This window comes from Micromonospora sp. NRRL B-16802, assembly GCF_001279555.1.
Classification (GTDB): Bacteria; Actinomycetota; Actinomycetes; order Mycobacteriales; family Micromonosporaceae; genus Micromonospora; species Micromonospora profundi.
In genome coordinates, this window is sequence record NZ_LGEB01000049.1 from 95,172 (window position 1) to 120,834 (window position 25,663).

General features: G+C 71.1%; 20 protein-coding genes and 1 pseudogene. 2 read left to right on the forward strand and 19 right to left on the reverse strand.

Features of this window, described 5'->3' with window-relative positions:
- Positions 1-106 precede the first annotated feature (106 nt).
- The 17 genes from ADK66_RS08410 to ADK66_RS08490 form a co-directional block, all read right to left on the reverse strand.
- Positions 107-1,174 carry a polyprenyl synthetase family protein gene (locus ADK66_RS08410; protein ID WP_053653345.1) on the reverse strand — a complete coding sequence of 356 codons (1,068 nt, stop codon included), beginning with the start codon at positions 1,172-1,174 and terminating at the stop codon, positions 107-109.
- The gene (locus ADK66_RS08415) at positions 1,171-2,592 is read right to left on the reverse strand and encodes an alkaline phosphatase family protein (protein WP_053653346.1); all 1,422 of its coding nucleotides are present in this window, start codon (positions 2,590-2,592) and stop codon (positions 1,171-1,173) included. The genes ADK66_RS08410 and ADK66_RS08415 overlap by 4 nt, the downstream gene beginning before the upstream one ends.
- Positions 2,589-3,788 carry a metabolite traffic protein EboE gene (eboE, locus tag ADK66_RS08420; protein WP_053653347.1) on the reverse strand — a complete coding sequence of 400 codons (1,200 nt, stop codon included), beginning with the start codon at positions 3,786-3,788 and terminating at the stop codon, positions 2,589-2,591. Before eboE ends, ADK66_RS08415 begins: the two co-directional genes overlap by 4 nt.
- Positions 3,788-4,645 (reverse strand): TatD family hydrolase, encoded by an 858-nt coding sequence (locus tag ADK66_RS08425; RefSeq protein ID WP_053653348.1) that lies wholly within the window; start codon positions 4,643-4,645, stop codon positions 3,788-3,790. The genes eboE and ADK66_RS08425 overlap by 1 nt, the downstream gene beginning before the upstream one ends.
- Entirely contained in the window at positions 4,646-5,254 is a 609-nt protein-coding gene (locus tag ADK66_RS08430) for an EboA domain-containing protein (protein ID WP_053653349.1), read from the reverse strand.
- A gap of 59 nt (positions 5,255-5,313) precedes the next feature.
- A complete protein-coding gene (locus tag ADK66_RS08435) occupies positions 5,314-6,432 on the reverse strand; it encodes a sugar phosphate isomerase/epimerase (protein WP_231639967.1) in 1,119 nt (372 codons plus the stop codon).
- Positions 6,429-7,352: an SCO3242 family prenyltransferase gene (locus ADK66_RS08440; RefSeq protein ID WP_053653374.1), complete on the reverse strand. Its 924-nt coding sequence runs from the start codon at positions 7,350-7,352 to the stop codon at positions 6,429-6,431. Before ADK66_RS08440 ends, ADK66_RS08435 begins: the two co-directional genes overlap by 4 nt.
- The gene (locus ADK66_RS08445; RefSeq protein WP_053653350.1) at positions 7,336-8,502 is read right to left on the reverse strand and encodes an inositol-3-phosphate synthase; all 1,167 of its coding nucleotides are present in this window, start codon (positions 8,500-8,502) and stop codon (positions 7,336-7,338) included. Before ADK66_RS08445 ends, ADK66_RS08440 begins: the two co-directional genes overlap by 17 nt.
- A 628-nt stretch (positions 8,503-9,130) precedes the next feature.
- On the reverse strand, positions 9,131-10,318 hold the full coding sequence (locus ADK66_RS08450; RefSeq protein WP_369814769.1) for a Gfo/Idh/MocA family protein: 1,188 nt from the start codon (positions 10,316-10,318) through the stop codon (positions 9,131-9,133).
- Between the two features lie 53 nt (positions 10,319-10,371).
- A complete protein-coding gene (locus tag ADK66_RS08455; RefSeq protein WP_053653352.1) occupies positions 10,372-11,424 on the reverse strand; it encodes a substrate-binding domain-containing protein in 1,053 nt (350 codons plus the stop codon).
- Between the two features lie 96 nt (positions 11,425-11,520).
- Positions 11,521-12,648 carry an ABC transporter permease gene (locus ADK66_RS08460; RefSeq protein ID WP_053653353.1) on the reverse strand — a complete coding sequence of 376 codons (1,128 nt, stop codon included), beginning with the start codon at positions 12,646-12,648 and terminating at the stop codon, positions 11,521-11,523.
- Entirely contained in the window at positions 12,645-14,153 is a 1,509-nt protein-coding gene (locus tag ADK66_RS08465) for a sugar ABC transporter ATP-binding protein (RefSeq protein WP_197281463.1), read from the reverse strand. Before ADK66_RS08465 ends, ADK66_RS08460 begins: the two co-directional genes overlap by 4 nt.
- A 184-nt stretch (positions 14,154-14,337) precedes the next feature.
- Positions 14,338-15,516, reverse strand: coding sequence for an ROK family protein (locus tag ADK66_RS08470; RefSeq protein ID WP_053653354.1), 1,179 nt, complete (start codon positions 15,514-15,516; stop codon positions 14,338-14,340).
- A gap of 259 nt (positions 15,517-15,775) precedes the next feature.
- On the reverse strand, positions 15,776-16,945 hold the full coding sequence (locus tag ADK66_RS08475; RefSeq protein WP_231639968.1) for a YihY/virulence factor BrkB family protein: 1,170 nt from the start codon (positions 16,943-16,945) through the stop codon (positions 15,776-15,778).
- Between the two features lie 63 nt (positions 16,946-17,008).
- Positions 17,009-17,818, reverse strand: a complete 810-nt coding sequence (locus ADK66_RS08480; RefSeq protein ID WP_053653355.1) for an ABC transporter permease — start codon at positions 17,816-17,818, stop codon at positions 17,009-17,011.
- Positions 17,819-17,831: 13 nt separating this feature from the next.
- Entirely contained in the window at positions 17,832-18,629 is a 798-nt protein-coding gene (locus ADK66_RS08485; protein ID WP_082377320.1) for an ABC transporter permease, read from the reverse strand.
- Positions 18,630-18,733: 104 nt separating this feature from the next.
- Entirely contained in the window at positions 18,734-19,666 is a 933-nt protein-coding gene (locus tag ADK66_RS08490; RefSeq protein WP_053653356.1) for an ABC transporter ATP-binding protein, read from the reverse strand.
- A gap of 167 nt (positions 19,667-19,833) precedes the next feature.
- On the opposite strand from ADK66_RS08490, the gene ADK66_RS08495 reads away from it, so the two are divergent.
- Both ADK66_RS08495 and ADK66_RS08500 read left to right on the forward strand, forming a co-directional pair.
- Positions 19,834-22,143, forward strand: coding sequence for a TRAP transporter fused permease subunit (locus tag ADK66_RS08495; RefSeq protein ID WP_157552343.1), 2,310 nt, complete (start codon positions 19,834-19,836; stop codon positions 22,141-22,143).
- Positions 22,140-23,159, forward strand: a complete 1,020-nt coding sequence (locus ADK66_RS08500) for a TAXI family TRAP transporter solute-binding subunit (RefSeq protein ID WP_053653357.1) — start codon at positions 22,140-22,142, stop codon at positions 23,157-23,159. The genes ADK66_RS08495 and ADK66_RS08500 overlap by 4 nt, the downstream gene beginning before the upstream one ends.
- Positions 23,160-23,168: 9 nt before the next feature.
- Here the strand turns inward: ADK66_RS08500 and ADK66_RS08505 are convergent, their stop codons facing one another.
- Both ADK66_RS08505 and dnaG read right to left on the reverse strand, forming a co-directional pair.
- Complete coding sequence (locus tag ADK66_RS08505; protein WP_053653358.1) at positions 23,169-23,705, reverse strand: hypothetical protein; 537 nt, start codon at positions 23,703-23,705, stop codon at positions 23,169-23,171.
- A pseudogene (gene dnaG / locus ADK66_RS08510) lies at positions 23,705-25,607 on the reverse strand (DNA primase). Before dnaG ends, ADK66_RS08505 begins: the two are co-directional and overlap by 1 nt.
- Positions 25,608-25,663 lie beyond the last annotated feature (56 nt).

A 25,663-nucleotide genomic window follows, 5' to 3' on the forward strand; every position in this document is an offset into this window, starting at 1 on the left:
CGAAACACTGTCGTGTTGGGCACGACACTAAGTTGTGGACGTCGATGTGTCCATAGCTTCCGATGACTTACCATCAACTTTCGTCTATTCGATCGAAAGTTGATGGTCAGGCGCGGCGATCGATCGTCTGTCCCGCCAGCGCCACGAGCGCGGCCCGTGACTCCTCGGTCAGCACGGCGTTACGCAACGCGGTCAACGCCGCGTCCGTCCGGACCCGGATCATCTGCTCGATCCGCTCCCGTGCACCCGTCACCTCGATGATCTCGCGCAGCTCCGCCGCGCCGTCCGCGTCAAGGGAGGGATTGCCGAACAGCTCCCGCAGCCGAGCGGTCTGCGACCGGTCGGCCGCGCTGCGGACCAGCGCCATCATCACCGTCGGCTTGCCCTCGCGCAGGTCGTCAAGCACCGACTTTCCAGTGACAGCCGGGTCACCGAAGACACCCAGCACGTCGTCCCGTAGTTGGAACGCGTCACCAAGCGGGTCACCGAACTCGCCCAACGCGGCGAGCAGCTCCGGCCCCGCACCGGCCAGGGCCGCGCCGATCTGCAACGGTCGGGTCACCGTGTACCGGGCGGCCTTCATCCGGATCACGGTGAGCGCGCTTGCCACCGAGCCGTCACCCACACCCGACACCAGGTCCAGGTACTCCCCAGCGATCACCTCGGTCCGCATCAACGCGAACACGCCGTAGCCCCTGTGCACCTGCTCCGTGCTCAGGCCGCACTCGTGGAACATCTGATCCGACCACGCCGCGCACAGGTCCCCGCAGAGCAGCGCCGTGTTGCGCCCGTACGCCTCGGGGTCGCCGCGCCAGGACGAGCGGGCGTGCAGGTCCGCGAAGAGACGGTGCACCGACGGCTCGCCCCGGCGACGGTCACTGCCGTCCAGGATGTCGTCGTGGATCAGCGCGAACGCGTGGAACAGCTCCAACGCGGCCGCCGCCACCACGATCGGTGTGCCGTCGGCAGCCCCGGCCCCACGCCAACCCCAGTAGCAGAAGAGCGGGCGCAACCGTTTGCCGCCGGCCAGCACGAACCGTTGCAGCGCGGTGAACACCCCGCGCGGCGCCCCGTCCGGCCAGTCCGGGCCCTGCCGGTCGAGGAAAGCGGCCAGCTCCGCGTCGAAGCGCGCCCGCAGTCCACTCGTGTCGGTCGGGGTGACCGTGACCGTCACGACCCCTCCCCCGGCCGCTCCACTGACCCGTCACCGGCGCTCAGCCCGGCGAGTTCCAGCAGCAGCGCCTTGACCTCGGTGGCCTCGATCCGCTCCCGGGCAGCGGTCGGATCCGAGCAGAGCAGCACCGGGGCGTCCGCCGGATCGGTGGGCAGCCGCCCGTGCGAGCCGCGTACCGCCCGTGCGCCGGCGTCCAGCCCGACGGCGTTCATGAGGTAGCGCATACCGATCTTCTTCCGCGCCAACGCCACCCCGGCACGGCCTTTGGCGGCGAGCGGCGCGGCCGGGTCGAAGAACAGCTCCGCCGGGTCGTACCCGGGCTTGCGGTGGATCTCGACGAGGCGGGCGAAGTCCGGCGCGCGGGCGTCGTCGAGCCAGTAGTAGTACGTGAACCAGGAGTCCGGCTCGGCCACCAGCACCAGCTCACCGGCGCGCGGATGGTCCAGCCCGTACGCGGCTTTGCCGTCGGCGTCGAGCACCTCGGCCACACCGGGCAACCCGGCGCAGAGCTTCGCCACCGCAGGCACGTCGGCCGGGTCCTTGACGTAGACGTGCGCGACCTGGTGGTCGGCGACCGCGAACGCCTTCGACGTCCACGGGTCGAGGTACTCCATGCCGGCCTGCGTGTGCACCCGCAGCAGCCCTTCGGCGCGCAGCAACCGGTTGACGTCCACCGGCCGGGACACGTCGGTGATGCCGTACTCCGACAGCACCACCACTGTCGCGTCCCGGGCACGGGCGGCGTCCAGCAGCGGGCCGAGCACCGCGTCCAGCTCGGCAGCCGCCGCGGCGGCCTGGGCGGACGACGGGCCGTACCGTTGCAGGTCGTAATCCAGGTGCGGGACGTAGACAAGCGTGAGGTCAGGCGACACGTCGGCGAGGATCTGCTCGGCCGCCTGGCAGATCCACCGCGACGACGGCAGCCCGGCCGTCGGCCCCCAGTAGGTGAACAGCGGGAAGGTGCCCAGCCGCCCGGTCAGCGCGTCGTGCAGTTCCGGCGGGTCGGTGTAGCAGTCCGGTTCCTTGCGCCCGTCGGCGTAGTAGACCGGGCGCGGGGTGACAGTCCAGTTGACGTCCGCGCCCATCGCGTACCACCAGCAGACGTTTGCCACCGTGTAGCCCGGCTCGGCGCGACGGGCCGCCTGCCAGAGCTTGTCCCCGCCGACAAGAGCGTTGTGCTGGCGCCACAGGAACACCTCGCCCAGCTCCCGGAAATACCACCCGTTGCCGACGATGCCGTGCCCGCTGGGCTGCTCGCCGGTGAGGAATGTGGACTGCACCGAGCAGGTCACCGCGGGCAGCACCGTGCCCAGCTCGGCCCGGAAGCCGCCGTCGGCGACCCCGCGCAGTCGTGGCATGTGGGCCAGCAGTCGTGGGGTCAGCCCCACCACGTCGAGCACCACCAGTCGTCGGCTCATCGCGTCTCTCCCGTGGTCACGGCCCGCTCGGTGTGCAGGCCAAGGCCAATCAGCTCGTCCCGGGCGAATGCCAGCTCGGCGGCGATACCCGCGGCCAGCTCCGCATCGGTGCCGGGCCGTCGTGCGGCCGGCAGCACCCCCCAGGTGTACGTCTCGACGTCCAGGTGGTCACAGCCGGCGATCGGACCCTCGAACAGCGCGGCGAGGGCGGCGCGCAGCACCGGCAGCGTGGAGCCGAGCGGCTCCTCGGGCGGGGCATGCAGGGGCACGTGGTAGTGCACCCGCCACGGACCGGGCAGCTCCGCGTCCAGCGCCGCGTCCAGGTCGTCGGCCGCGTACGCCGGGTCGGCCGGGTCTGCCACGCCCGCACAGCCGGCACCTCGGGTCTGGTGCAGGAAGCGCGGCTCCACCCAGCGGCGCAGCGCGTCGGCGCCGCCAGCCGGGTCGGCCGCCTCGACGGCGGCGGAGACCTGCACCTTGACCACTGGCAGGTCGGCCGAGCGCAGCCGGGCAAGCGCCGCCGTCGGCTCCTCCCACGCACAGGCCAGGTGGGCGAGGTCCAGGCAGATGCCCAGCCGGTCCGTGTCCATACTGGACAGTAGCGCGGCTGCCTGGCCGGTGCTCTCCACCACGCAGCCGGGTTCCGGCTCGAAACCGACACGCACCTCCCGGCCGGTGTCGCGTTGCACGGCGGCCAGGCCGGCGGCGAGCTGGTCCAGCCGGTGCCGCGCGGCGTCGGCCCGTTCGGCGTCCCACGGGTGCCGCCAGGCCAGCGGCAATGTGGAGATCGAGCCCCGGGCGGCGTCGTCGGGCAGCAGGTCCGCGAGCACCCGGGCCAGGTTCAGGGTGTACGTCAGTCGCTGCTCGGTGGTCCAGTCCGGGTGGTACACATCGTGTTTGACCACGGGCGCCTGGAAGGCCGCGTACGGGAAGCCGTTGAGGGTGACCACCTCCAGCCCGCGCGCGTCCAGTTCGCCGCGCAGCCGGCGGCGCAGCGCCGGGTCGGCGGCCAGCTCGGCGGCGACCGGGGCGGCGAGCCACAGGCCGAGCCCGAGCAGGTCACTGCCGAGCGCCGCGCGGACCGGCACGGCGTAGGTGTCCAGTTGACCGAGGATGCCGGCGAGGTCCTCGGCGGGGTGCACGTTCGTGCAGTAGCCGAGGTGGATGGTGTCGCCGCCGGCATGTCGCAGCCGCATCAGCTGCCGCCGCGCAGGATCGAGTTGCCGGTCTGCGGGTCCACTGCGGCGGGGTCCTCCAGGTCGGTCAGGTCGAGCCGACCGGACTGCCCGTAGAACTCCACAGGGTTGCGCCACAGCACGCGGTCGACGTCGTCGTCGCCGAACCCGGCCTTCAGCATCGCCTCGCCGGTGGCCCGGGTCAGCAGCGGATCCGAGCGCCCCCAGTCGGCGGCGGAGTTGACGAGCATCCGGTCGGTGCCGTACTCGCGCAGCAGCTCGACCATCCGCAGCGCTGTCATCTTGGTGTCCGGGTAGATCGAGAAGCCGAGCCAGCAGCCGGTATCCCTGACGAGTTTGACCGTCACCTCGTTGAGGTGGTCGACGACGACACGGCCCGGGTCGATGCCGGATTCGGCGACCACTGCGAGGGTGCGCTCGACACCCCGCGCCTTGTCCCGGTGCGGGGTGTGCACCAGTGCCGGAAGGTCGTGCGCCACGGCGAGGGCCAACTGCGCGGCGAACGCCTCGTCCTCCTCAGGCGTCATAGAGTCGTACCCGATCTCGCCGACCGCCACCACCGCGTCCTTGTCCAGGTAGCGGGGCAGCAGGTCGAGCACCGGGCGGCAGCGCGGGTCGTTCGCCTCCTTGGGGTTGAGCGCGATCGTGGCGTGGTGGCGCACCCCGAACTGCCCGGCCCGGAACGGCTCCCACCCGATCAGCGAGTCGAAGTAGTCGACGAACGACGCCGCGCTGGTGCGCGGTTGGCCCAGCCAGAACGCCGGCTCCACGACGGCGCGGACACCGGCGGCGGCCATCCGTTCGTAGTCGTCGGTGGTGCGTGAGGTCATGTGGATGTGGGGGTCGAAGATGCGCATTCACGCCTCCCGGGGCAGTGCGGCGGTGAGCCGGTCGAGCAGGTCGGTGGCGTCGGCGGGCAACTCCCGGCCGGCGGCGTGCCGTTCGGCGGCGAGCGCGGCCAGCATCGCGGCCAACTCCCCGTCAGCGCGGCTCTCCAGGTCGGCGACGGCGGCAAGCGGCACGCCGCTGAACACGCACTTGAGCACCGCCTGCCGCCAGGCGGCCGGGTCGAGGTGGCGGGCGTACGGGCCGAGGGCCGCGGCGACAAGCCGGGTGTCGTTGGTGCGGATCGCGTCGTGCAGCAGCGGCACCGCCTCGGCGCCGATCGGCAGCAGCGGCAGGGCCCGCAGCACGGCACGCCGTTCGGCAGCGTCGCCATGCTGGTAGAGGGTGTCGGCGTAGGCGGCGTGCTCGCCGGGCAGTGCGGTGAGCAGCAGCACCCGGGCCGCGTCGTCGGCGGTCCAGCCGGGCGCGTCGGGCAGGGCGCCCCGGCCGCAGCGCCTGCCGACCACCGGAAAGAGCCGGTTGATCGCGGTGGGCTCGGCCGCGACCCGGTGCAGCGCCGCGTCCAGCCATTCGGGATCGGGTACGCCTCGAAGCGCGGCCCGCAATGAATCCGGTGTCATCCCGTCTCCTCCCCTTGTGCTGCTCCGCAGGGCACCCCAGGCACGCCCTTTGCTCTGCTTCAACCCACGCGACGGCCAGTGTCCGGAGAGCGGACGGTCGCTGGTGCGTCCGTTGAAGCAGAGCAAAGGAGGCCTGCGGGTACCTCGGCCTCGGTGTCGCCCCCGACCGCCGCGCGAGCGCCGCCGACCGCCGTGCGAGCGCCGCCGACCGCCGCGCGGGCGCCGCCGACCGCCGCGCGGGCGCCGCCGCTCACGGCCGGCTCGACCGGCGAGGCAGCGGCAGCGGCAGCAGCGCGCAGGAAGTCGATGGACCGGGCGGCCACGGCGGGCGCGGCGTGCGAGTCCCGGGGCAGCTCGACGGCTACCAGCCCGCCGTAGCCGGCCTCGGCCAGCGCGGCCAGCACCGGCGGGAAGTCGATCTCGCCGGTACCGAACTCCAGGTGCTCGTGCACACCTCGGCGCATGTCGTCGATCTGAACGTTGACCAGGTGCTCGGCAACCTCGGCGACGCACTGCGGCACCGGCCACGGCTCCAGGCAGCGGCAGTGTCCGATGTCGAGGGTGATGCCGAAGGGGGCCGGGTCGCCGAGTGCGGCGCGCAGCCGGCGCCAGCCGGCGATGTCCTCGACGAGCATCCCCGGTTCCGGTTCGAAGCCGAGGGTGACGCCGGCGGCGTCCGCGGCGTCGACGACTGTGGCGCAGCCGGCTACGAGCCGGTCCCAGGCGACCTGCGGTGCGACCTCGTCGGGGCGTACGCCGGCCCAGAAGGAGACCGCCTCCGCGCCGAGATCGGCACCGATCCGCACGGCCCGGCGCAGGAACTCGATCCGCCGGGTCGGGTCGTCGTGCAGCAACGTCGGAGCGTGCTTGTGCCACGGGTCGAGCAGGTAGCGGGCGCCGGTCTCGATCACCAGCCCGAGGCCCAGCGCGCTCAGCCTCCGACCGAGCACGGCGATCCGGCGGGTGAGCCCCGGCGCGAACGGGTCGAGGTGGTCGTGGTCCAGGGTGAGAGCCACGCCGTCGTAGCCGAGGTCGGCGATGACGGCGAGCGCGTCGTCGAGTCGGTGGTTGGCGAAACCGTTCGTGCCGTACCCGAGGCGCAGGGTCGTGGCGTCGGCGCCCGGCGGGCTCGCATCGGGCGCACCGCCTGGCGACTGTCGGGGATGAGGAACCGTCATGTCGGTGAGACCTTCCGGGCCAGCCGGCGACCCAGTGGCGCGGCCGCCGCGACGGCCAGCCCGAGCAGGCCGGCTCCACCGCGCGCGGTGAGTGCTCCCTGTAGGGCGGGCAGCCCGGTGATCCCGGCGCCGACGGCGGCGCGGACCTTTCCGGCCGAGGGGTCCTGGACCACCCGGACCTGCGCCGCGCCGTACCGGGCGGCGTACCACCCGGCCAGCATGGCGGGCAGCGCAGGCGCGATCCCGGCCCACCGGGTCCGGCTCGCGCGCACACCGGCAGGGTCGGCGGTTCGGGTCGCCGCGCGTCGGACGCCCGGACCGGCGACCGCGGCGCTGGCGGCGACCACTGCGGTACCGGCCAGCGTACGCAGCGGCAGTGCGGTGTCGGCGCCGCTTACCTCCCGGCGGGACAACTCGGTGACCGTCCAGGTGTGCGCGGCGACGGTGATCGCCGAGGGCAGTGCCCGCGCCAGCCGGCCACCGGACGCGCCGAGCAGCACGTCAAGCCCCCGGCAGGCGGCCATCACCGCGGGACCGGCCGCTGTGTTCTTGGCCAGCAGGTCGTACCCCCAGATGGTGGCGGCCAGCGGCACCGCGAGCGCGGCCGCGCGGCGACCGCCCACGGCGGCGGCCAGGCCCACACCGGCGGCGGTGAGGCCTGCGGCGAGACCGACCGCGGCGGCCGGTGTGACACGGCCGCTGGGGATCGGCCGCTCGGGCCGTTCGACGGCGTCCAACCGCCGGTCGGCCCAGTCGTTGGCGGCCATGCCGGCCCAGTAGAGAAGCACCGAGGCTCCCGCCAGGGCGGGGGTACGCGGGCTCAGCGTGCCGGCCGCCGCCGCGCCGGCGACGACGTCACCGGGAACCGAGAGCGCGGCCGGCGCCCGGACCAGCTCGGCGAGGTCAGCCAGCGTGGTCATCGGAACCATCCGGGCCGGCGTGCAGCCGCTTGGCGAAGTCGGTGAGCCGGGCCCACTGCTCGGCCAGCGAGTGGGTCGACGCGCCGAGCGGGTCCTTGAAGAAGAAACCCAGCTCGACAAGCGGCCCGACGCGCCCGGCGGCGTGCGCGGCGGCGGTGAGCCGGGCCAGGTCGAGCACCAGCGGCGCGGCAAGCGCGGAGTCGCAGCCGTGCCAGGTGAACTCCATCCGCATTCCGGTGCCGAGGAACCCGGCGAACGTGATCAGATCCCAGGCGGTCTTGAAGTCGCCCAGCTCCTCGACGTACTCGATGCGGGTGCCGCCCTGCGGCACATAGCCCAGCGTCTCGCCGAGCACCCGCTGCTTGCTCTGCACCTTTGCCGCGTTGGCGGCCGGGTCGGCGAGGGTGGCGCCGTCGCCACCGCCCAGCAGATTGGTGCCCGACCACGAGCGCACCGCCAGGTTGCGCATCGCGAACATCGGCGCGAGGACCGATTTCACTAGCGTCTCGCCGGTCTTGCCGTCATGTCCGGCGTACGGCAGTTGGGCCTCTTCGGCCAGCGCCGTCAGCGCCGGAAGCCGCAGCCCGGTGGACGGGGTGAAGTCGACGTACGGGCAGCCGGCCAGCAGCGCCGCGTAGCCGTACAGGGAGCTGGGTGGCAGCACCTCGTCGGGGCCGGCGACGGCGTCGCGCAGCGCGGCCGGGTCGGCGTGCCCGGGGTGCGGTCGGGGGGCCGCCTCGGTGGCGGAGACGTTCACCATCACCACCCGGTCCAGCTCGTGCCGCGTACGGAAATCGGTGAGGTCACGGACCACGGCGGCGACCCGGTCTGCCTGGGTGTCGCCGGTCGGTGCGGGGCGCAGCTCCTGCTCGACGGCTGCCATCTCGTCGCGGAGCGCGGCGACCAGCCGGCCGGGTATGACGCCGCTGGCAGCCAGCGCCTCGGCGCGCTTGCACAGCGGCGTGGTGGCCAGGTCGTGCCCGCCGAAGACCAGGTCGGCGAAGGACGGCAGCGCGGGACCGCGCAGCTCCGGCAGTTCGGTGACGCAGCCGGTGGGCCCGGCCAGGCCGGCTCGCAGCGCGAGTCCTCCGACGATGCTGGTGGTCGCGACCGAACCGCGCGCTCCCACCAACCAGACACCTGTTCGCATGGTGCTCCTTCCCCGTTCAGGAGGAACCGTCGGTGCACTTCAATCAAATATAGGAATATCAGAATATTCTTCGTAAAGATACGGCAGTGGTGGATGGGCCCCGCCCACCCGACCCGCACCGGAAAAGACGCCGGATTCCGGCATCGGCGTCGGCGGCGACGACGACGGACCGGCTCCCGATTCGGGTACGGGCAGACGGGGCTGGCAGGCAGGGTCGGTCGGCGTCTCGACCCTGCCTCCCCCGCATCCGGCCGGTCAGGGCGTTGGCGTGCCCCGACCGGACGTCTCAGGTCGCCGCGCCCACCGGATCCTCAACCGGGACACGGCCCGCCGGACATCGGCGGACGACAACGGTACGGGTGGGGGCAGCGGCGAACGGTGCCATCGGGTCCTCCCGATCTCCGGGGTGGTGGCGGTCCTCCGGTGTGGCCGGGGAATCCCGGTCCGGCCACACCGGACAACCGTCCTGCTTGTGCGCCACCGGGCCGTCAGGCCCGGCCGCACACCTTCCGGTGCCGACCTCGTCCCGACCGCGGGGCGCAAACCGCTGTCGGTCCCTCGCCGGTCGGCTCCGGAAAGCTGGTCGGGCGACGGCGGCGCGAGCACCGCCGTCGCGGAGTGGTCAGGGTCAGACGGCCACCGCGGTCAGTGCCGGCTCCACCTCGGTCCAGGTGGATCCGACCTCCGCCGAACGGGTCACCGCGTCCAGCACAAGCTGGACCTGCAACGCGTCGGCGAAGGACGGCGCCGGGTCGGTGCCCGTGGCGATCGCCTCGATGAAATCGCGCATCTGGTGGGTGAAGGAGTGCTCGTAGCCGATGATGTGGCCGGGCGGCCACCACGCCGACATGTACGGGTGCTCGCCCTCGGTCACCAGAATCCGGCTGAATCCCTGCTCCAGGGTCGGCCGGGTGGCGTCGTAGAACTCCAGCTCGTTGAGGCGCTCCAGGTCGAAGACCACGCTGCCCAGCGAGCCGTTGATCTCGACACGCAGAGCGTTCTTCCGACCCGTGGCGAACCTGCTCGCCTCGTACGTGGCAAGGGCGCCACCGTCGAGCCGGGCCACGAAGATCGCGGCGTCGTCGACGGTGACCGGCCCGGTGGCCGGGCCGCTGCCGTCGGCCGAGCCGTCCATGGTGGCCGCCAACCCGCTCGACCCGGCCGGCAACGGCCGCTCCTTGACGAACGTCTCGGTGACCGCGCTGACGCCCGTGATCCGCTGACCGACGACGAACTGCGTCAGGTCGATGATGTGCGCACCGATGTCACCGAGCGCGCCGGAGCCCGCCCGTTCCTTCTGCAACCGCCAGACCAGCGGGAACTGCGGGTCCACGATCCAGTCCTGCAGGTACGTCGCTCGGACGTGCCGAATCACCCCGAGTCGTCCGTCGGCGACCATCTGGCGCATCATCGTGACCGCCGGCACCCGGCGGTAGTTGAACCCGCACATCGACCGCGCCCCGGCGGCCCGTGCGGTGTCCGCCGCAGCGGTCATCGCCCGTGCCTCGGCAACCGTGTTGGCCAACGGCTTTTCGCACAGGACGTGCTTGCCGGCGGCCAACGCGGCGAGGGCGATCTCGGCGTGACTGTCACCCGGGGTGCAGATATCGACCACGTCGATGTCGTCCCGGTTGATCAGGTCACGCCAGTCTGTCGTGTACGCGTCCCAGCCGAGCCGGTCGGCGGCCTGCGCCACCTGCCCGGAGTCCCGGCCGCAGATCAGCGCCATGCTGGCCCGCGCCGGCAGGTCGTACACGCGGTTCACTGTGCGCCACGCCTGCGAGTGCGCGGCGCCCATGAACGCGTAACCGACCATGCCGATCCGCAGTTCTCTGTCTGTCGTGGACAAGGTGGGTCTCCCCCCAGATGTCAGAACCCGAGCTTCTCGTAGCTGCTCGCGTTCTCCTTGGTGATCGTCTCGGAGGCGAGCGTCACTTCCTTCGGCACCTGCAACTCCGTCAGGTCGCCCAGGCCGCGACCCTGCGCGATGAGCCGCGCCAGGGAGATCGCCGACGAGGCCATCGACGGGTTGTAGGTGACCGTCGCCTTGAGGACTGTGTTGTCGGCCTTGATGGCGTCGATGGCGAGCTTCGACCCCGCGCCGCCGACCATGAAGAACTCCGACCGGTTGGCCTGCTTGATGGCGGCCAACACACCGATGCCCTGGTCGTCGTCGTGGTTCCAGATCGCGTCGATCTTCGGCAGGGCCTGGAGCAGCTGGGCGGCCTCACGCTGACCGCTGTCCGAGGTGAACTCGGCCGAACGGCGGTTGGCGACCTTGAACCCGTACGTGGCCAGGGCGGCCTTGAAGCCCTCGCTGCGCTCGACAGTCAGCGGGATCTCCAGACCGGCGATCTCACCGATGATCGGGTTGGCGACGCCCTTGTCCTTGAGCTGCTTGCCGATGAAGTGCCCGGCCGAGACGCCCATGCCGTAGTTGTCACCCTTGATGACCAACCGGGAGGCCAGCGCGTCGGGGAAGATCCGGTCGAGGTTGACGATCGGGATGCCTGCCTGCATCGCCTGGAGGGCAACAGCGTTGACCTCCTTGCCGTCGTGCGGCAGCACGACGATGATGTCCGGCTTCTGGGCGATGAGCGTGCCGAGCGTGGACCGCTGGGCCTCGGACGTCGTACCGCCGTCGACCTCCTTGAACTCCACATCGGAGTACGCGGCGGCCTGCGCCTTGGCGTTGGCGTGGATCGCGCCCATCCAGCCGTGGTCGGCGGCCGGCGCCGAGAAGCCGATGACGACCTTCTTGCCCGGTGCGTTGTTGCCGGCACCATCACCGGCGGCCTTGGTCTGGGTGCTGGCCGCCGGGGTCTCGTTGCTGGTGCAGGCGGTGAGCAGGGTGGCGGCGCCGACAGCGGCCCCGCCGAAGAGCAGCCGGCGGCGCGACAGGTCGCGGCTGTGCTGGGTCATGACGACCTCCTGGGAGCGGATGGAGTGGTGAAGGGTGTGCGAGGCCCGGCCACCGTCGAAAAGGTCGACGTCGCCAGGTGCAAACGGTGCGGTGCGTCAGGTTGCGGTGGTGACCCTGTTCCGCGCGAGGAACCGTGTGAAGGACTTGAACTGGAACTGCTGGACCAGGACGGCTGCGACGATGATGCCGCCCTTGACCATGTTCTGCGCCTCGATGGAGAGGCCGTTGATGGCGAAGAGATTCGTGATCGTGGCGAAGATGATGACGCCGAGCAGCGAGCCGACGATCGTGCCCCGGCCACCGCTGAGCAGCGTGCCGCCGATGATCGCGGCGGCGATCGCGTCCAGCTCGTAGAGGTTCGCCATCGCCGCCTGGGCCGAGGTCGCCTGGGAGGTGAGCATGATGGCGGCGATACCGCAGCAGAGGCCGGACAGCGCGTACAGCAGCATTGTGTGCCGGCGGACGTTGATGCCGGCCAGCCGCGCCGCCTCCGGGTTGCCGCCGACCGCGATGGTCCGCCGGCCGAACGTCGTCCGGTTGAGCAGGATCCAGCCGGCCAGCACCACAGCGCCGAGGATGTAGACGAGGATCGGAATGCCGAGGACCTTGCGGGCGGCGATGTCGTTGATGAAGGTGCTGCTCGACACCTGGGTCTGCTTGTTGGAGATCGATGCCGCGAGGCCACGGGCGGCCACGAGCATTGCGAGCGTCGCGATGAACGGCACCAGCCGCCCGTACGAGATGAGCACGCCGTTGACAAGGCCGACGCAGATGCCCACCACGATGGCCGTGAAGATCATGCCGCCCGCGCCGTAACTCTGGGTCGCCACGGTGGTGCACCAGACCCCGGCCAGCGCCACGATCGCGCCCACCGACAGGTCGATCCCACCACCGATGATCACGAAGGTCATGCCGACCGTCACCACACCCACCACCGAGGCGAGCTGGAGGATGGCAAGCACGTTGTTCCAGACCCAGTTCGGATCGCCGTACAGGTCCGGTTTGGTGACCACGCCGACCACGATGAGCGCGGCGAGCACACCGATCAGACCCAGGTTGCGCTTGGCACCGTCGCCGCCGTCGCCCTGCCACCAGGAGAGCCGGCCCGTCGATGCCGCCTTGTCGCCGGCCACCGCCGTCTCCGCCGGATCCACCGGCGGCGACTGGGCCGGAAGCTGCGGGCGCTCCGGTGTCGCTGTGGGGCTGGGAGTCGCGTCGCTCATGCCGGTGCGCCTTCCATCAGGGACCCCGCCATCACGAGGTCGAGCACAGTGTTCTCGTCGAGTTCGCCGGCCGGGGCCTCGCGGACGACCCGCCCCTCCCGCATCACCAGCACCCGGTCGGCCAGGCCGAGCACCTCGGGCACCTCGCTGGAGACCAGCAGGACACCGACGCCCTGCGCCGCCAACCCCCGGATGACCTGGTAGAGCTCCGCCCGGGCACCCACGTCCACGCCCCGGGTGGGCTCGTCGAGCAGCAGCAGCTTGGTGCCGCCGAGCAGCCAGCGCCCGACCACCACCTTCTGCTGGTTACCGCCGGACAGGGTGCGCACCGGCCGGTTGACATCCAGGGGCCGCAACTCCAGGCTCTCGGCGATCCGGTTCGCCTCGGCGCGTTCCCTGCCGGCGTCGGTGAAGCCGAGCCGCGCGTACCTGCCGAACGTGGCAAGCGTGACGTTGCGGAAGATCGGCTCACCCAGCAGCAGCGCCTGACTCTTGCGCTCCTCGGGAGCCATCCCCATGCCGGCACGGACCGCCGCGCCGACACCGGGACGCAGCGCACGCCCTTCCATCCGCACCGTGCCGGCCTCGGGAAGGCGGGCGCCGTAGATGGTCTCCAGCAGCTCCGAACGGCCGGAACCCACGAGGCCGGCGATGCCGACGATCTCCCCGGCGCGCACGGTGAGCGAGACGTCGGCGAACTCGCCCGGACGGGTCAGCCCCTCCACCTGAAGCAGTTCGGCGCCTGTGGTGTCGTCGGCGGGCCGGTCGGGGAAGACGTACTCGATGGTGCGGCCGGTCATCCGGCTCACCAGGTCGCGGGTCGGGGTGTCGCGCGCCGGCAGGTTCGCCGCGGTGGTCCGGCCGTCCTTGAGTACGGTGACCCGGTCGCCGATCTCGCGGATCTCCTCCAGGCGGTGGGAGATGTAGATGACGGCGATGCCCTGTGCCGTCAGCTCGCGGATGATCCGGAACAGGTTGCCGACCTCGTCGTGGGCCAGCACGGCGCTCGGCTCGTCCATGATGATCAGTCGGGCCTCGTGCGAGAGCGCCCGCGCCATGCTGACGATCTGCTTACCGGCGGCCGGCAACGACCGGACCATCCGTCCCGGCGGGATCTCGCCGTGGCCGAGCCGACCGAGGATCTGCCGGGTGTGCCGGGCCATCCGGCCACGCCGCACGAACCCGAAGCGGCGGTGCTCGTGACCGAGGAAGGCGTTCTCCGCCACCGACAGATCCTCGACGAGGTCGAGCTCCTGGTAGATGGTGGCGATACCGGCGCGCATCGCTGCCTGCGGGTTGGCGAACGTCACCGGCTCACCGCGCCACTCGACAAGACCCGAATCCGGTCGGTGCACGCCGGAGAGCACCTTGATGAGCGTGGACTTGCCGGCACCGTTCTGACCGAGCAGGCAATGCACCTCGCCGGCCCGCACTTCCAACTGCACGCCGTCGAGGGCACGTACACCAGGGAAGGTCTTGACGACGTCGGTGAGGCGCAGGACCACCTCGCCCGCGACGGTGTCAGCGGGGGCCTCGACCAGCGGCGCCCCGGCGTCGGCGTCCGCGGACCCGGTGGGGGCGTTCTCCTCGGGCTGGGCCACAGTCTCCTCCTCGCTCACGACTGTTGCTCGGTTGACGACCGCGGCGTCGCGGGCGGCGGGATGACGGGCGGCATCTCGGGTCGCGGGCTCATGACGCTTCCCCGAATGCGACATCGCTGGCGAGCACCGCCGCGCCGGCGACGCCGGCCCGGTTGCCCAGCTCGGACAGCACGACGGGCAGGTTGCCGGTGGCCAGTGGCAGCGAACGGCGGTAGACCACGCTGCGGATCTCGGCGAGCAGGATGTGCCCGAGCTGGGCCAGCCCGCCGCCGATGACGATCATCGACGGATTCGTGAAGCTGACCAGGCCGGCGAGCACCCCACCGACCCGCCGGCCGCCGTCGCGGATCAGCTGGATACAGGTCATGTCACCCTCGATGGCGCCCTCGGCGACGTCCAGGGCGGTCACCGCGCCGCGCAGGCTCAACCGCTCGGCAAGTGCCGGCGACACGCCGCTGCGGGCGGCGGCGGTGGCGTCCTTTGCCAGCGCGGCGCCGCTGAACAGCGCCTCCAGGCAGCCGACGTTGCCGCAGGAGCACATCGGCCCGTGCGAGTCGACCTGGATGTGGCCGATGTCGCCGGCGCAGCCGTCGGTGCCCCGGTAGACGTCGCCGGTGAGGTAGATGCCGCAGCCGATGCCGGTGCCGATCTTGATGAAGAGGAAGTCGTCGACCGAGTGGGCCACGCCGCCGTGACGCTCGCCGATCGCCATGATGTTGACGTCGTTGTCGACCACCGCCGGGCAGCCGTGCTCCCGGCTGAGCAGCTCGCGCACCGGGAAGCGGTCCCAGCCGGGCATGATCGGCGGTGAGACGGGGACGCCGTCACGGAAGCTGACCGGCCCCGGCACGCCGACGCCCACCGCGTCCAGCCGCTCGTACGCGCCGTCGACCCGGGCCTTGTGCAGCAACTCGTTCACCCGTTGCAGGGTCACCTTGGGCCCGTTGCGGATGTCGGCAGGCTCGGCGTAGTGGGCGACCGGTTCGAGCCGGCCGTTCACCACCTCGATGTCCATCGAACTGGCGCCCAGGTCGACGGCCGCGAAGCGCAGCTTCGGGTTCAGCTCGACGAGTGTGGAGCGACGTCCACCCCGGGACGCGGCGAGGCCCGCCTCGGCGACGTAACCCAGGGACACCAGGCGCTCCAGCTCGGCAAGCAGCCGGGGGCGGGGCATCTGGAGCCGGTCACCCAACTCGGCACGGGACACGGCCCCCTCGTCGCGGAGCAACCGCAACAGTCGGACATGCAGGGGCTCGACGGTCCGCACCGGGACTCACCTCTTCATCGAACTCGTTCACATCGACGCAATGTCGAGGTGTTGTGTCCGACACAGTAGGAGCGTTCCGCGCCGCCTGTCCAGAGCTTCGGCCGTTCTGTTCTCAACTTTTGTCCGAAGGAACAAAAGCTACTAGTCGATCAAGGAAAGGGTGACCGAGTGCCCTCGCCTGCTCGCGGCGCGTACCGATCGGCGGGCAAAAAGCCGCCCCACCACCCGTTTTGCGGGCGGCGGGGCGGCAGAGGACAGGTCAGTGACTGCCTGCGGCGTTCCGCTTCTTGCGGAGCTTCCGGTCGTCGCGCAGCTCGACGTACGGCTCGTCGTCGGCCGGGTGGCCGGCCGAGATGGCCCGGCCGCGCTCCAACTCGGCGTCGAACTCGGCACCCAGCAGGATCGCGATGTTGCTGAGCCACAGCCAGATCAAAAAGATGATCACGCCGGCCAGTGCCCCGTACGTCTTGTTGTAGGAGCCGAAGTTGCTCACGTAGAAGGCGAACAGACCGGAGATCACCAGCCAGATCACCACTGCCAGCACGCCACCCGGGCTGACCCAGCGGAACCCGCCGTGCCGCGCGTTCGGCGAGGCCCAGTAGAGGATGGCGAACATCAGGCTGACGAGGATCAGCAGCACCGGCCACTTGGCGACGTTCCACACCGCTACCGCCGTCGAGCCGAGGCCGATAGCGTTTCCGACCAGCTCGGCGAAGCGGCCGGTGAAGACCACGATCACCGCGCAGGCAAGCAACAGCACGCCGATCACGGCAGTGACGCCGACCCGGATCGGCAGCGTCTTCCAGATCGGCCGGCCCTCCGGCACGTCGTAGATCGTGTTCGAGGCACGCATGAACGCCGCGATGTAGCCGGACGCGGACCAGAACGCGGCAAGCAGACCGATGATCGCCGCGATGCTGGCCAGCCCGCCGCTGCCCTGCGCCTGGGTGATCGCGTCCTCGATGATCTTCTGGATGTTGCCCTCCGGCACCGCCTGGTTGACGGTGTCCTTGACGCCCTCGGTGGCACTCGTGCCGAGCAGGCCGAGGATGGAGATCAGCACCAGCAGCCCGGGGAAGATGGACAGCACGCTGTAGTAGGTGAGCGCCGCCGCCCAGTCGGTCAGGCTGTCGTCCTGGAACTCGCGGACCGTCCGGCGCAGCGCCGCCTTCCAGTCGCTGCCGGGCAGATCGGTGGGGCTGTCCGGCCCGGCGTCGGGACCGACCGGCCGGCTGGCGTCCGCACGCCCACTTCCGCTGGCGTCCTCGCGCCCGGTCCCGCCGGCACTCTGGCGCCCGGTCCCGCCGGCACTCTCGCGCCCGGTCCCGCCGGCACTCTCGCGCCCGGTCCCGCCGGCACTCTCGCGCTCGGTCCCGTCGGCGTCCGTGCGCCCGGTCCCGCTGCGGGCGGATGACTCGTCGGAGGCCATCGCCCCTCCTCATCGTCGGTGGTGTCACCTCCGACATGCCCCGTGGGCGGCGGCCGGTAACCCCTACCTGTAGAGCAACCTGCCCATCCGGCGCGACGCCACCAGCAGGCCGACCGCCAGCATCACCAGCAGGTAGAGCACGTCGAGCAGCCAGGACCACCCGACGCCGCCGAGCGTGACACCGCGGATCAGGTGCACCGCCCGGTACAACGGCGTGACCTCGATCAGCCAGTGCAACAGCGTCGGGTACGCCTGCGCCGGCACGAACGTGCCCGAGAAGAGGAAAAGCGTGAACTGGGCGGAGCCCATCAGGTCGAAGTCCTGCCAGCTACGCATGAACGTGGACAGCGCCATGCCGATCCCACCGAACGCGAACCCGACAAGCACCGCCGCCGGAAAGGCAGTCACCGCGTGGGCGACGTTTGTCAGGCCCAGCGCGACCATCACCGCGAGGAACGCCGCCGAGTACGCGCTGCCCCGCAGCATCGCCCAGCTCAACTCACCGACGGCGATCTCGAAAGGCCGTACCGGGGTAGCGATCATCCCGTCGTACAGCTTCATGTATTTCATCTTGCCGAAGAAGTTGAATGTGGTCTCCGCGAGCGCCCCGGTCATCGCCGACGAGGCGAGCATCGCCGGAGCGACGAACGCGGCGTACGACACGAGGCGCCCGTCGGGCAGCGGCAGGTCACCGACCAGCGACCCGACGCCCACCCCGATGGACAGCAGGTAGAGCAGCGGCTCCACGAAGCCAGAGATCAGCAGCAGCCAGTAGACGGACTTCAGCGCCGCGACGTTGCGCTCGACCACCGAGCCCGACCGCCGGGACGCGGCCGAGACATCGACCATCCGGGGCAGCATCAGCGTGACCACGAAACCTCCTCCCCTAGACGACGAGCTTGCGGCGGAAGGCACGCAGCGCCAGCAGCCAACCGGCGACCGCCCACGCCCCCAGGTAGAGCAGGTGCCCGACGACCGACCACTGTGGGGCGACACCGAGAGTGGCCGCCCGGCACAGGTCGACGGCGTGCCACAGCGGTGTCACGTACGCCAGCCAGCGCAGCGCGTCGGGCAGCGACTCGACGGGGAAGAAGACCCCGGCGAACAGCGTCATCGGGATGACAGCGAACCGGAACAGCATCGCCAGCCAACTGTCGGTGGACACCGACGCGGAGAACGCGAAGGTCGGCCCGGCCACCCCCAGCGCGAGCAGCGCCACCACCGGCAGGGTGGCCACCGCCCACGGTGACCGCAACGCCCCGAACAACCCGGTGACCAGCAGGAACGCCACGATCGTCGTGAGCACCCGGAACAGCACGAAGGCCAGGTGCCCGGCCAGTATGTCGCCCACCCGCAGCGGCGACGCGCTCTGCGCGAAGTAGGTCTTGACCCACTGGAAGTTGCTGAACACCGGCCAGGTCGAGTCACCGACAGTCACCTGGAGCGCGGTCGAGGCGATCAGCCCAGGGACCAACCAGTCGAGGTACCGCACACCGCCGACGCCCTGGTCGATGTACGCGCCGACGCCGAGCCCGAAGCCGAGCACCGTCAACACCGGCAGCAGGAACGAGGAGAACACCCCCGCCCGCCAGGTGCGTCGCAGACCGACCAGATAGTGCTCGAACACTGCGTACGCCGGCACCCAGGGAGCCCGCGCCCGCCCCGCCACACTCACAATGACCACCCCCGTGTCCCGACCTTTCCTACCCCGGGGGTACGACAGGCCGCGGTCACCCTACGGCGACGCCTTCGACGTGTCGCCCGGGTTTCGCTCCCTTGATCGGCCCGTCAGTCGACAAGGGTGCGGCCGGTCAGGTGCAGGAAGACATCTTCGAGGCCACTGCGCCGCACCAGCACGTTTGCCGGGGTGAGCCCCGACGCGGAAACCTCGACGACCGCCGCGTCGCCGTCGGGCACGTAGAGCAGGACCCGGTCGGGCAGCACCTCGACCCGCTCCCCCAGCCCGGCGAGCTTGCCGGCGAACGGCTCCTGCGACTCGGCGGCGAAGCGCAGCTCGACCACCTCGCGGGTGGAGTGCTGCTCGATCAGCTCCCGAGGTGAGCCTTCGGCGACGATCCGCCCGCCGTCCATCACCACCAGCCGGTCGCAGAGCTGCTCGGCCTCGTCCATGTAGTGCGTGGTGAGCACCAGCGTGACGCCCTGCTGTTTGAGCCGGAACAGCCGCTCCCACACCAGGTGCCGGGCCTGCGGGTCCAGGCCGGTGGTCGGCTCGTCGAGCAGCACGATCTCCGGATCGTTCACAAGCGCGCGGGCGATCGTCAGCCGGCGCTTCATCCCACCGGAGAGCGGCTCGACCTTGCTGTCGGCCCGCTCGGTGAGCTGGACGAAGTCGAGCAGCTCGGCGGCCCGCTCCTTTGCCACCCGGCGCGGGATGCCGAAGTAGCGCGCGTAGACGGTGAGGTTTTCCCGAACGGTCAGCTCCGGGTCGAGGTTGTCCATCTGCGGGCAAACGCCGAGCCGAGCCCGGATGGCAGGCCCGTCAGCCACCGGGTCCATGTCGAGGATGCGCAGCTCACCGCCGCTCGGCGGGGAGATGCAGCCGATCATCCGCATGGTGGAGGACTTGCCGGCGCCGTTGGGACCGAGGAAGCCGAACGCCTCACCCGAGCGCACCTCGACGTCGATGCCGTCCACGGCGGTGAAATCACCGAACCGTTTCACAAGCCCACGAGCCTGAATCAGTGATCGCCCCGAAGTCACCGCCCGACCCTAACCGCCGGGTCCGACACCCCTCCACGCAAATACCCGCACCGGGCAGGCTGCGCCGGGCGCCAGGGGTGAGACTCCGGCCCCACCGCCCGAGCCGGTGACAGCGAAACGCCGATCGATGCCCCACGGCCCGCACGATCGACGTGTATCGTCCCCTCGTGCCGCCGCCCATCAGCTTGCCCGACGGTTCTTTTCCACCCGCCCGAACAGCCAATTCTCCCGCCGAGGAGCCCGCGTCGGGCACGGGCGGCCTGCCGCCCCGACCTCGGCCGACAGCCGAGCCCACCCCCAGCGCCGACACGACCGCGCAAAGCACCACAACGGCACACAGCACCGACACGAGCGACGCGAGCACCGACACGACAGCGCGTAACGCCGACGACGACAGCTCCGTTGCCGAGCGGGCGACCCGGGACCTGGCCGCCCAGTTCGAGGACGAGAAGCCGGGCCGGGTTTTGTCCGGGCCAGCGGGTTGGCTCCTCACCGCCGCGACGTTGGCGATCGGCGGGCTCGCCCTCTGGCAGGTGTTCCGCCCTCTGTCGCAGGGCAGCAAGTATTACCTAATCATCTTCCTGGCCGGCGTACTCCCGCTGGTTTTCCTGGCCTACCCAGCCGACCTGCGGCTGCCGGCCCGCCTGCGCTCGCGACGAGGCGACGGGGACCGCACCGTCGCGCTGCCGGCTTCGTCGGGACCCACCGTGCCGGACTGGGTCCTGGTCGTCCTGGCGGTGGCCGCCTGCCTCTACCCCGTCCTGCCGGTCACCATCGGGTCGGGCGGCGGTGGCTACAACGCGTTCCTCGACCGGCAGGGACTGCTGGCACCAATGGATCTGGTGCTTGGCACCGTGCTGCTCCTGCTGCTGCTGGAGGCGTGCCGACGTACCACCGGGTGGATCCTGCCGGCGGTCTGCCTGCTGTTCCTCGGCTACGGCTACTACGGAGGGCTGCTACCGCAGTCCTGGCCGGTCGCCCACGGCGGGCTCGACTTCAGTCAACTGGTCGACGCGTTCTACAACTCCGACAGCGGCTTCTACGGCACCCCACTGGACGTGGCCGCCTCGTACATCGTGCTGTTCACCATCTACGGCGCGGTCCTGGAGCTGTCCGGGGCCGGGCGGTTCTTCGTCGAGTTGTCGGCCGCCGCGTTCCGCCGCTCGCGTACCGCAGCCGGTCGGACGGCGGTGGCCTCCGGGTTCCTGCTCGGCACCGTCTCCGGTTCCGGTGCGGCGACGACGGTGAGCATCGGCGCTGTCACCTGGCCGCTGCTACGCCGCGCCGGCTATCCCCCGGAGAGGGCCGGCGGCATGCTGGCCGCAGCCGGTGTGGGTGCGATCCTCTCCCCGCCCACCCTGGGTGCGGCGGCGTTCATCATCGCCGAATACCTGGGCGTCTCGTACCTACAGGTGCTGGGCTGGGCCACGGTGCCGACGGTGCTCTACTACCTCGGCATCCTGCTCTCCGTGGAGATCGACGCTCGCCGTTCCGGCGTCCGTCCGGTGGTGATCGACGTCGGTTCGCCCTGGCGTCTGCTGACCCGCTTCGGCTACCACTTCGCCTCGCTGATCGCCATCATCGTGTTCCTCGCTGTCGGCGTGTCCGCGACGAGGGCTGTCGTCTTCGCCACCGTCCTCGCCGCCGCGCTGTCCTTCCTGGACCGTGCGCACCGGCTCACTCCGGCGCGGCTCGTGACCGCGCTCGTCACCGGTGTACGCGGCGTGCTCGCGGTGACGGCGGTCTGCGCCGCCGCCGGCATCATCACGGCGACCACCACGAAGACCGGTCTCGGGCCGCAGGCGGCGGCGCTGCTGATCGGCGGCGCCAAGGCGGCCACCTCGGATCCGACGTTGGTGCTGGTGCTCACCGCGCTGCTCGCCGCCGTAGCGCTCAGCCTGTTGGGTCTGGCCGTGCCGGTCACCGCCTCGTTCGTGATCGGTTGGGTGATCGTCGGTCCGGCCCTGCTCGACCTGGGCGTGACCGCGCCCGCCGCGGCGATGTTCGTCTTCTACTTCGCGGTCCTGTCCGAGGTGTCCCCGCCGACCGCGCTCGCCGCGGTGGCCGCCGCCGCGGTCACCGGCGGCCGGCTGGTGCCGACCATGTGGCAGACCCTGCGGTACGCGCTGCCTGCCTACCTGACCCCGATCGCGTTCGTCATCACGCCGGCCGGGCTGGGTCTGCTGGGTATCGGTGGCGTCCAGCGGATCGCCTTCGCCGCCGTGGTCACCGCGCTCAGCGTGGCGGTGCTCGCCGTCGCCGCCGGTGGCTGGTTGCCCGGTGTGGGCCCTGCCGGCGCACCGGAGCGCGTGCTCGGTGCCCTCGCTGGCGTCACGTTGCTCTGGCTCGAACCCGTGCCTGTCACGGTCGGCGTCGCACTGGCCGCCGTCGCGGCGGCGGGTGTGTTCGTCCGACGCGGATCCACCGGTCGCCCAACGTCCGGATCACCAGCCAGCCCTGTGGAGGAAAAACTGTGAGACGAATCGACGTACGGCTCGCGGCGGGCCTGAGCCTGCTCGCCATCGTCACGGTCGGCGCCACGGGTTGCGGCGGTCAGCAAGGCGGCGCGGACAAGGACGACGCGGCCAGCGAGGTCACCTGCGAGGTGACCCGGGAGACTCGCGTCGGCATTGCCACCGGCAACGCGACAGGCGTCTACTACGTGGTCGGCAATGCCCTGGCCGGGCAGTTGTCCGAGGCGACCGGCGGCAAGCTCACCGGCACCGCCGCCGAGACCGGTGCGTCGGTGCAAAACGTCGAGCAGCTGGTCAATGGGCAGTACGACGTGGCGTTCTCGCTGTTCGACACGGCGGTCAACGCGGTCGAGGGCAAGGGCAGCTTCAGCGCGCCGCAGCCGGTCGAGGCGCTCGCGCGCATCTACGACAACTACACCCAGGTGGTGGTCCGCAAAGACTCTGGGATCACGTCGGTGGCTGACATGCGCGGCAAGAGGATCTCCACCGGCTCCCCGAAGTCCGGAACGGAGGTGATCGCCAACCGGCTGCTGCAGGCCGCCGGCCTCGACCCTGCCAAGGACATCCGGGCACAGCGGCTGGACCTGACCAAGACGGTCGAGGGGATCAAGGACGGCAGCGTCGACGGTCTCTTCTGGTCCGGCGGTCTGCCCACCGGGGGCCTGACCGACCTGTTCACCACCGCCGGCGACTCGGTGAAGTTCGTCGACATCGCGCCGTTGCTGCCGAAGATGACCGCGTCGAGCCCCGGCTACCAGGAAGGCACTATCGGGCGGGACGCGTACGGGACGGCAGCCGACACCCGGACAATCGTCGTGCCGAATGTGCTGTTGGTCCGCAAGGACCTGGACGCCAATGTCGCCTGCGCGATCACCCGGACGGTGTTCGAAAAGCGCGACGCCCTGGCCCAGGCCAACCCGGCGGCCAAGGGGATCTCGCTGGAAAAGGCCCGCAGGACCCTGCCGGTGCCGCTGCACCGCGGCGCGGAGAAGGCGCTGACGGATCTCGGCGCCAACTGACCCAACCGGTCAGAGATCGGCCGGCGCGGTGGCGGCACGGGCCGCACCGACCAGACGGTCGGTCTCGACGAGCAGGGCCTCGTCGTCCGCGGGGGTGCCGGGGTCGAGTCGGACCGTCCAGGTCAGACCGTCGGCCCCGGCCACGCGGCGGGCCGCGACCCGCGCCGCGCCGCCGGGCAGTCGGTGGTGCTCGGTGTACGCGACCGAGCGGGTCACCCGCGCCCGCACCTGGTGCGGCAGCTCGCCCGGGTCGAGCAGGAGGTACGTCTCGGCCGTGCCGTCGACGACCACCGTGTAGTCGTCGCGGTCGACGACGGTCTCGGCGAGCGTGACTGTCAACTCCCGACCTGACCACACCGCCTTGAGGATGTCGTGCCAGCCGATACGGTCACCCCGGCCGGGCAGCCACAGCCCGAGGTTGCTGGCCACCACCACGCCGTCGCCCTCGCCGTTGCCCACCGCCGCCCAGGCGAGCACCCGCTCGTCGCGGACCAGCGGCGGCCGGTCCGCCGGAGGCAGTTTCGGCTTACGACTGAACAGTCCCATCACAGCCCTCCCGCGGCCTGCTCGCGCAGCGCCCGGGCGTGCTGCTCCAGCGACAGCAGCTCGCCGAAGGCGGCGAAGTATTCGTCCTTGTTGTTGACCGGGTTGATCCGCTGGATCCGCGACTTGAGATCCCGGATCCGGGCGGTCACCGACCCGAACTGCACCCGCGCCATGGTGATCGACACGTAGCGGGGGTCCGGCTCGCCATCGATCCGCAGCGGCTCCACCGCCAACTCGCCGACAAGCGCCGCCGACGCCAGGTCGTCGCAGGCGTCGCGGACCGACTCGATCCAGACCGCGCCGCCGGTCGCCGACACGACACCACCGGCGGCTGCGATTGCCGTACGCACCGCCACGTGTACCGGGTGCCGGTATTCGGTCGCCTCGACAGCGTCGAACATCGGCCCGGCCAGCACCGGCTGTTGGAGGGCGAGCTTCAGCGCCTCCCGCTCGACCATCGACTGCGGGCTGTCCACAGCAGATTCGGGGCGGGCCTGTGCGGGGCGGGCCGCAGGCGCGGAGTCACGGGCACCGGGTGGCGGGGCGTTGGCGGCGGCAAGCACCGCCCGCTGCACCGGTTCGATCTCCATACCGAGATCCATGGCGAGCTTGCGGACGTACTCGGGACGCTTTTCCCGGTCCTTGAGTTGCGCGACAAGCGGCGCGGCCCGGCGCATGGCCTCGACCCGGCCGTCGACGGTGTCCAGGTCGTAGCGGCTGATCACGTGCCGCAGGGCGAAGTCGACGAGCGGCTCACGGCGGGCGACCAGGTCCCGCACGGCCAGGTCGCCCTTGGCCAGCCGCAGCTCACACGGGTCCATGTTGTCGGGGCTGACGGCGATGAACGTCCGGCCGACGAAGCGCTGGTCGTCGGAGAAGGCGCGCAGCGCGGCCTTCTGCCCGGCGGCGTCCCCATCGAAGGTAAAGATGATCTCGCCGGCCACCGAGTCGGTGTCCAGCAGGAGCCGGCGCAGCACACCGATGTGGTCCGCGCCGAAGGCGGTGCCGCAGGTCGCGACGGCTGTGGTCACGCCGGCCAGGTGGCAGGCCATCACGTCGGTGTAGCCCTCGACGATCACCGCCCGGCCCTGCTTGGCGATCTCCCGCTTGGCCTGGTCGATGCCGTAGAGCACGTGCGACTTCTTGTAGATCGGCGTCTCGGGGGTGTTCAGGTATTTCGGGCCGTCGTCGTCGTCGAAGAGCTTGCGCGCGCCGAAACCGATGACGTCGCCGGTGAGGTCGCGGATCGGCCAGAGCAGCCGGCGGCGGAACCGGTCGATGAGCGTGCCGGAGCGGGACTCGCGGGACAGCCCGGCGGTCACCAACTCCTGGTGCGTGAAGCCCTGCTGGCGCAGGTGCTTGGTGAGCAGGTCCCACGCTTCGGGCGCGAAGCCGCAGCCGTAGCGCTCGGCGGCGGCCCGGTCGAAGCCCCGCTGGGCCAGGAACTCCCGGGCCGGCCGGGCACCTGCCGTGCTGAGCTGGGCCCGATAGAACTCGACGGCTGCGGCGTGCGCGGCGACCAGGCGCTGCCGCTGGCCCTGCTGGGGGCGCGGGCGCGGGGTGTTGCCGTCGTCCTGGACGTAGCGCAGTTGGATGCCGGCGCGCCCGGCAAGCCGCTCCACGGACTCGACGAAGCTGAGGTGCTCGGCGTCCATCAGGAACTTGATCGCGTCGCCGCCCGCCCCGCAGCCGAAGCAGTACCAGACGTTGCGGGCCGGCGAGACGTTGAACGACGGGCTCTTCTCGTCGTGGAACGGGCACAGGCCCTTGAGGTTGCCGCCGCCGGCCGACTTCAGGGTGACCGTCTCGGAGATCACGTCCGAGATCGAGGTGCGTTCCCGGACCAGTGCGATGTCCTCGTCCCGGATCCGCCCAGCCATGCGCCACCCCCTCCGCGTACATCCTGCCCTGCGGGACTGACGACGCACCGAGCGGGGGACGGTCGGGCAGACCGGTCC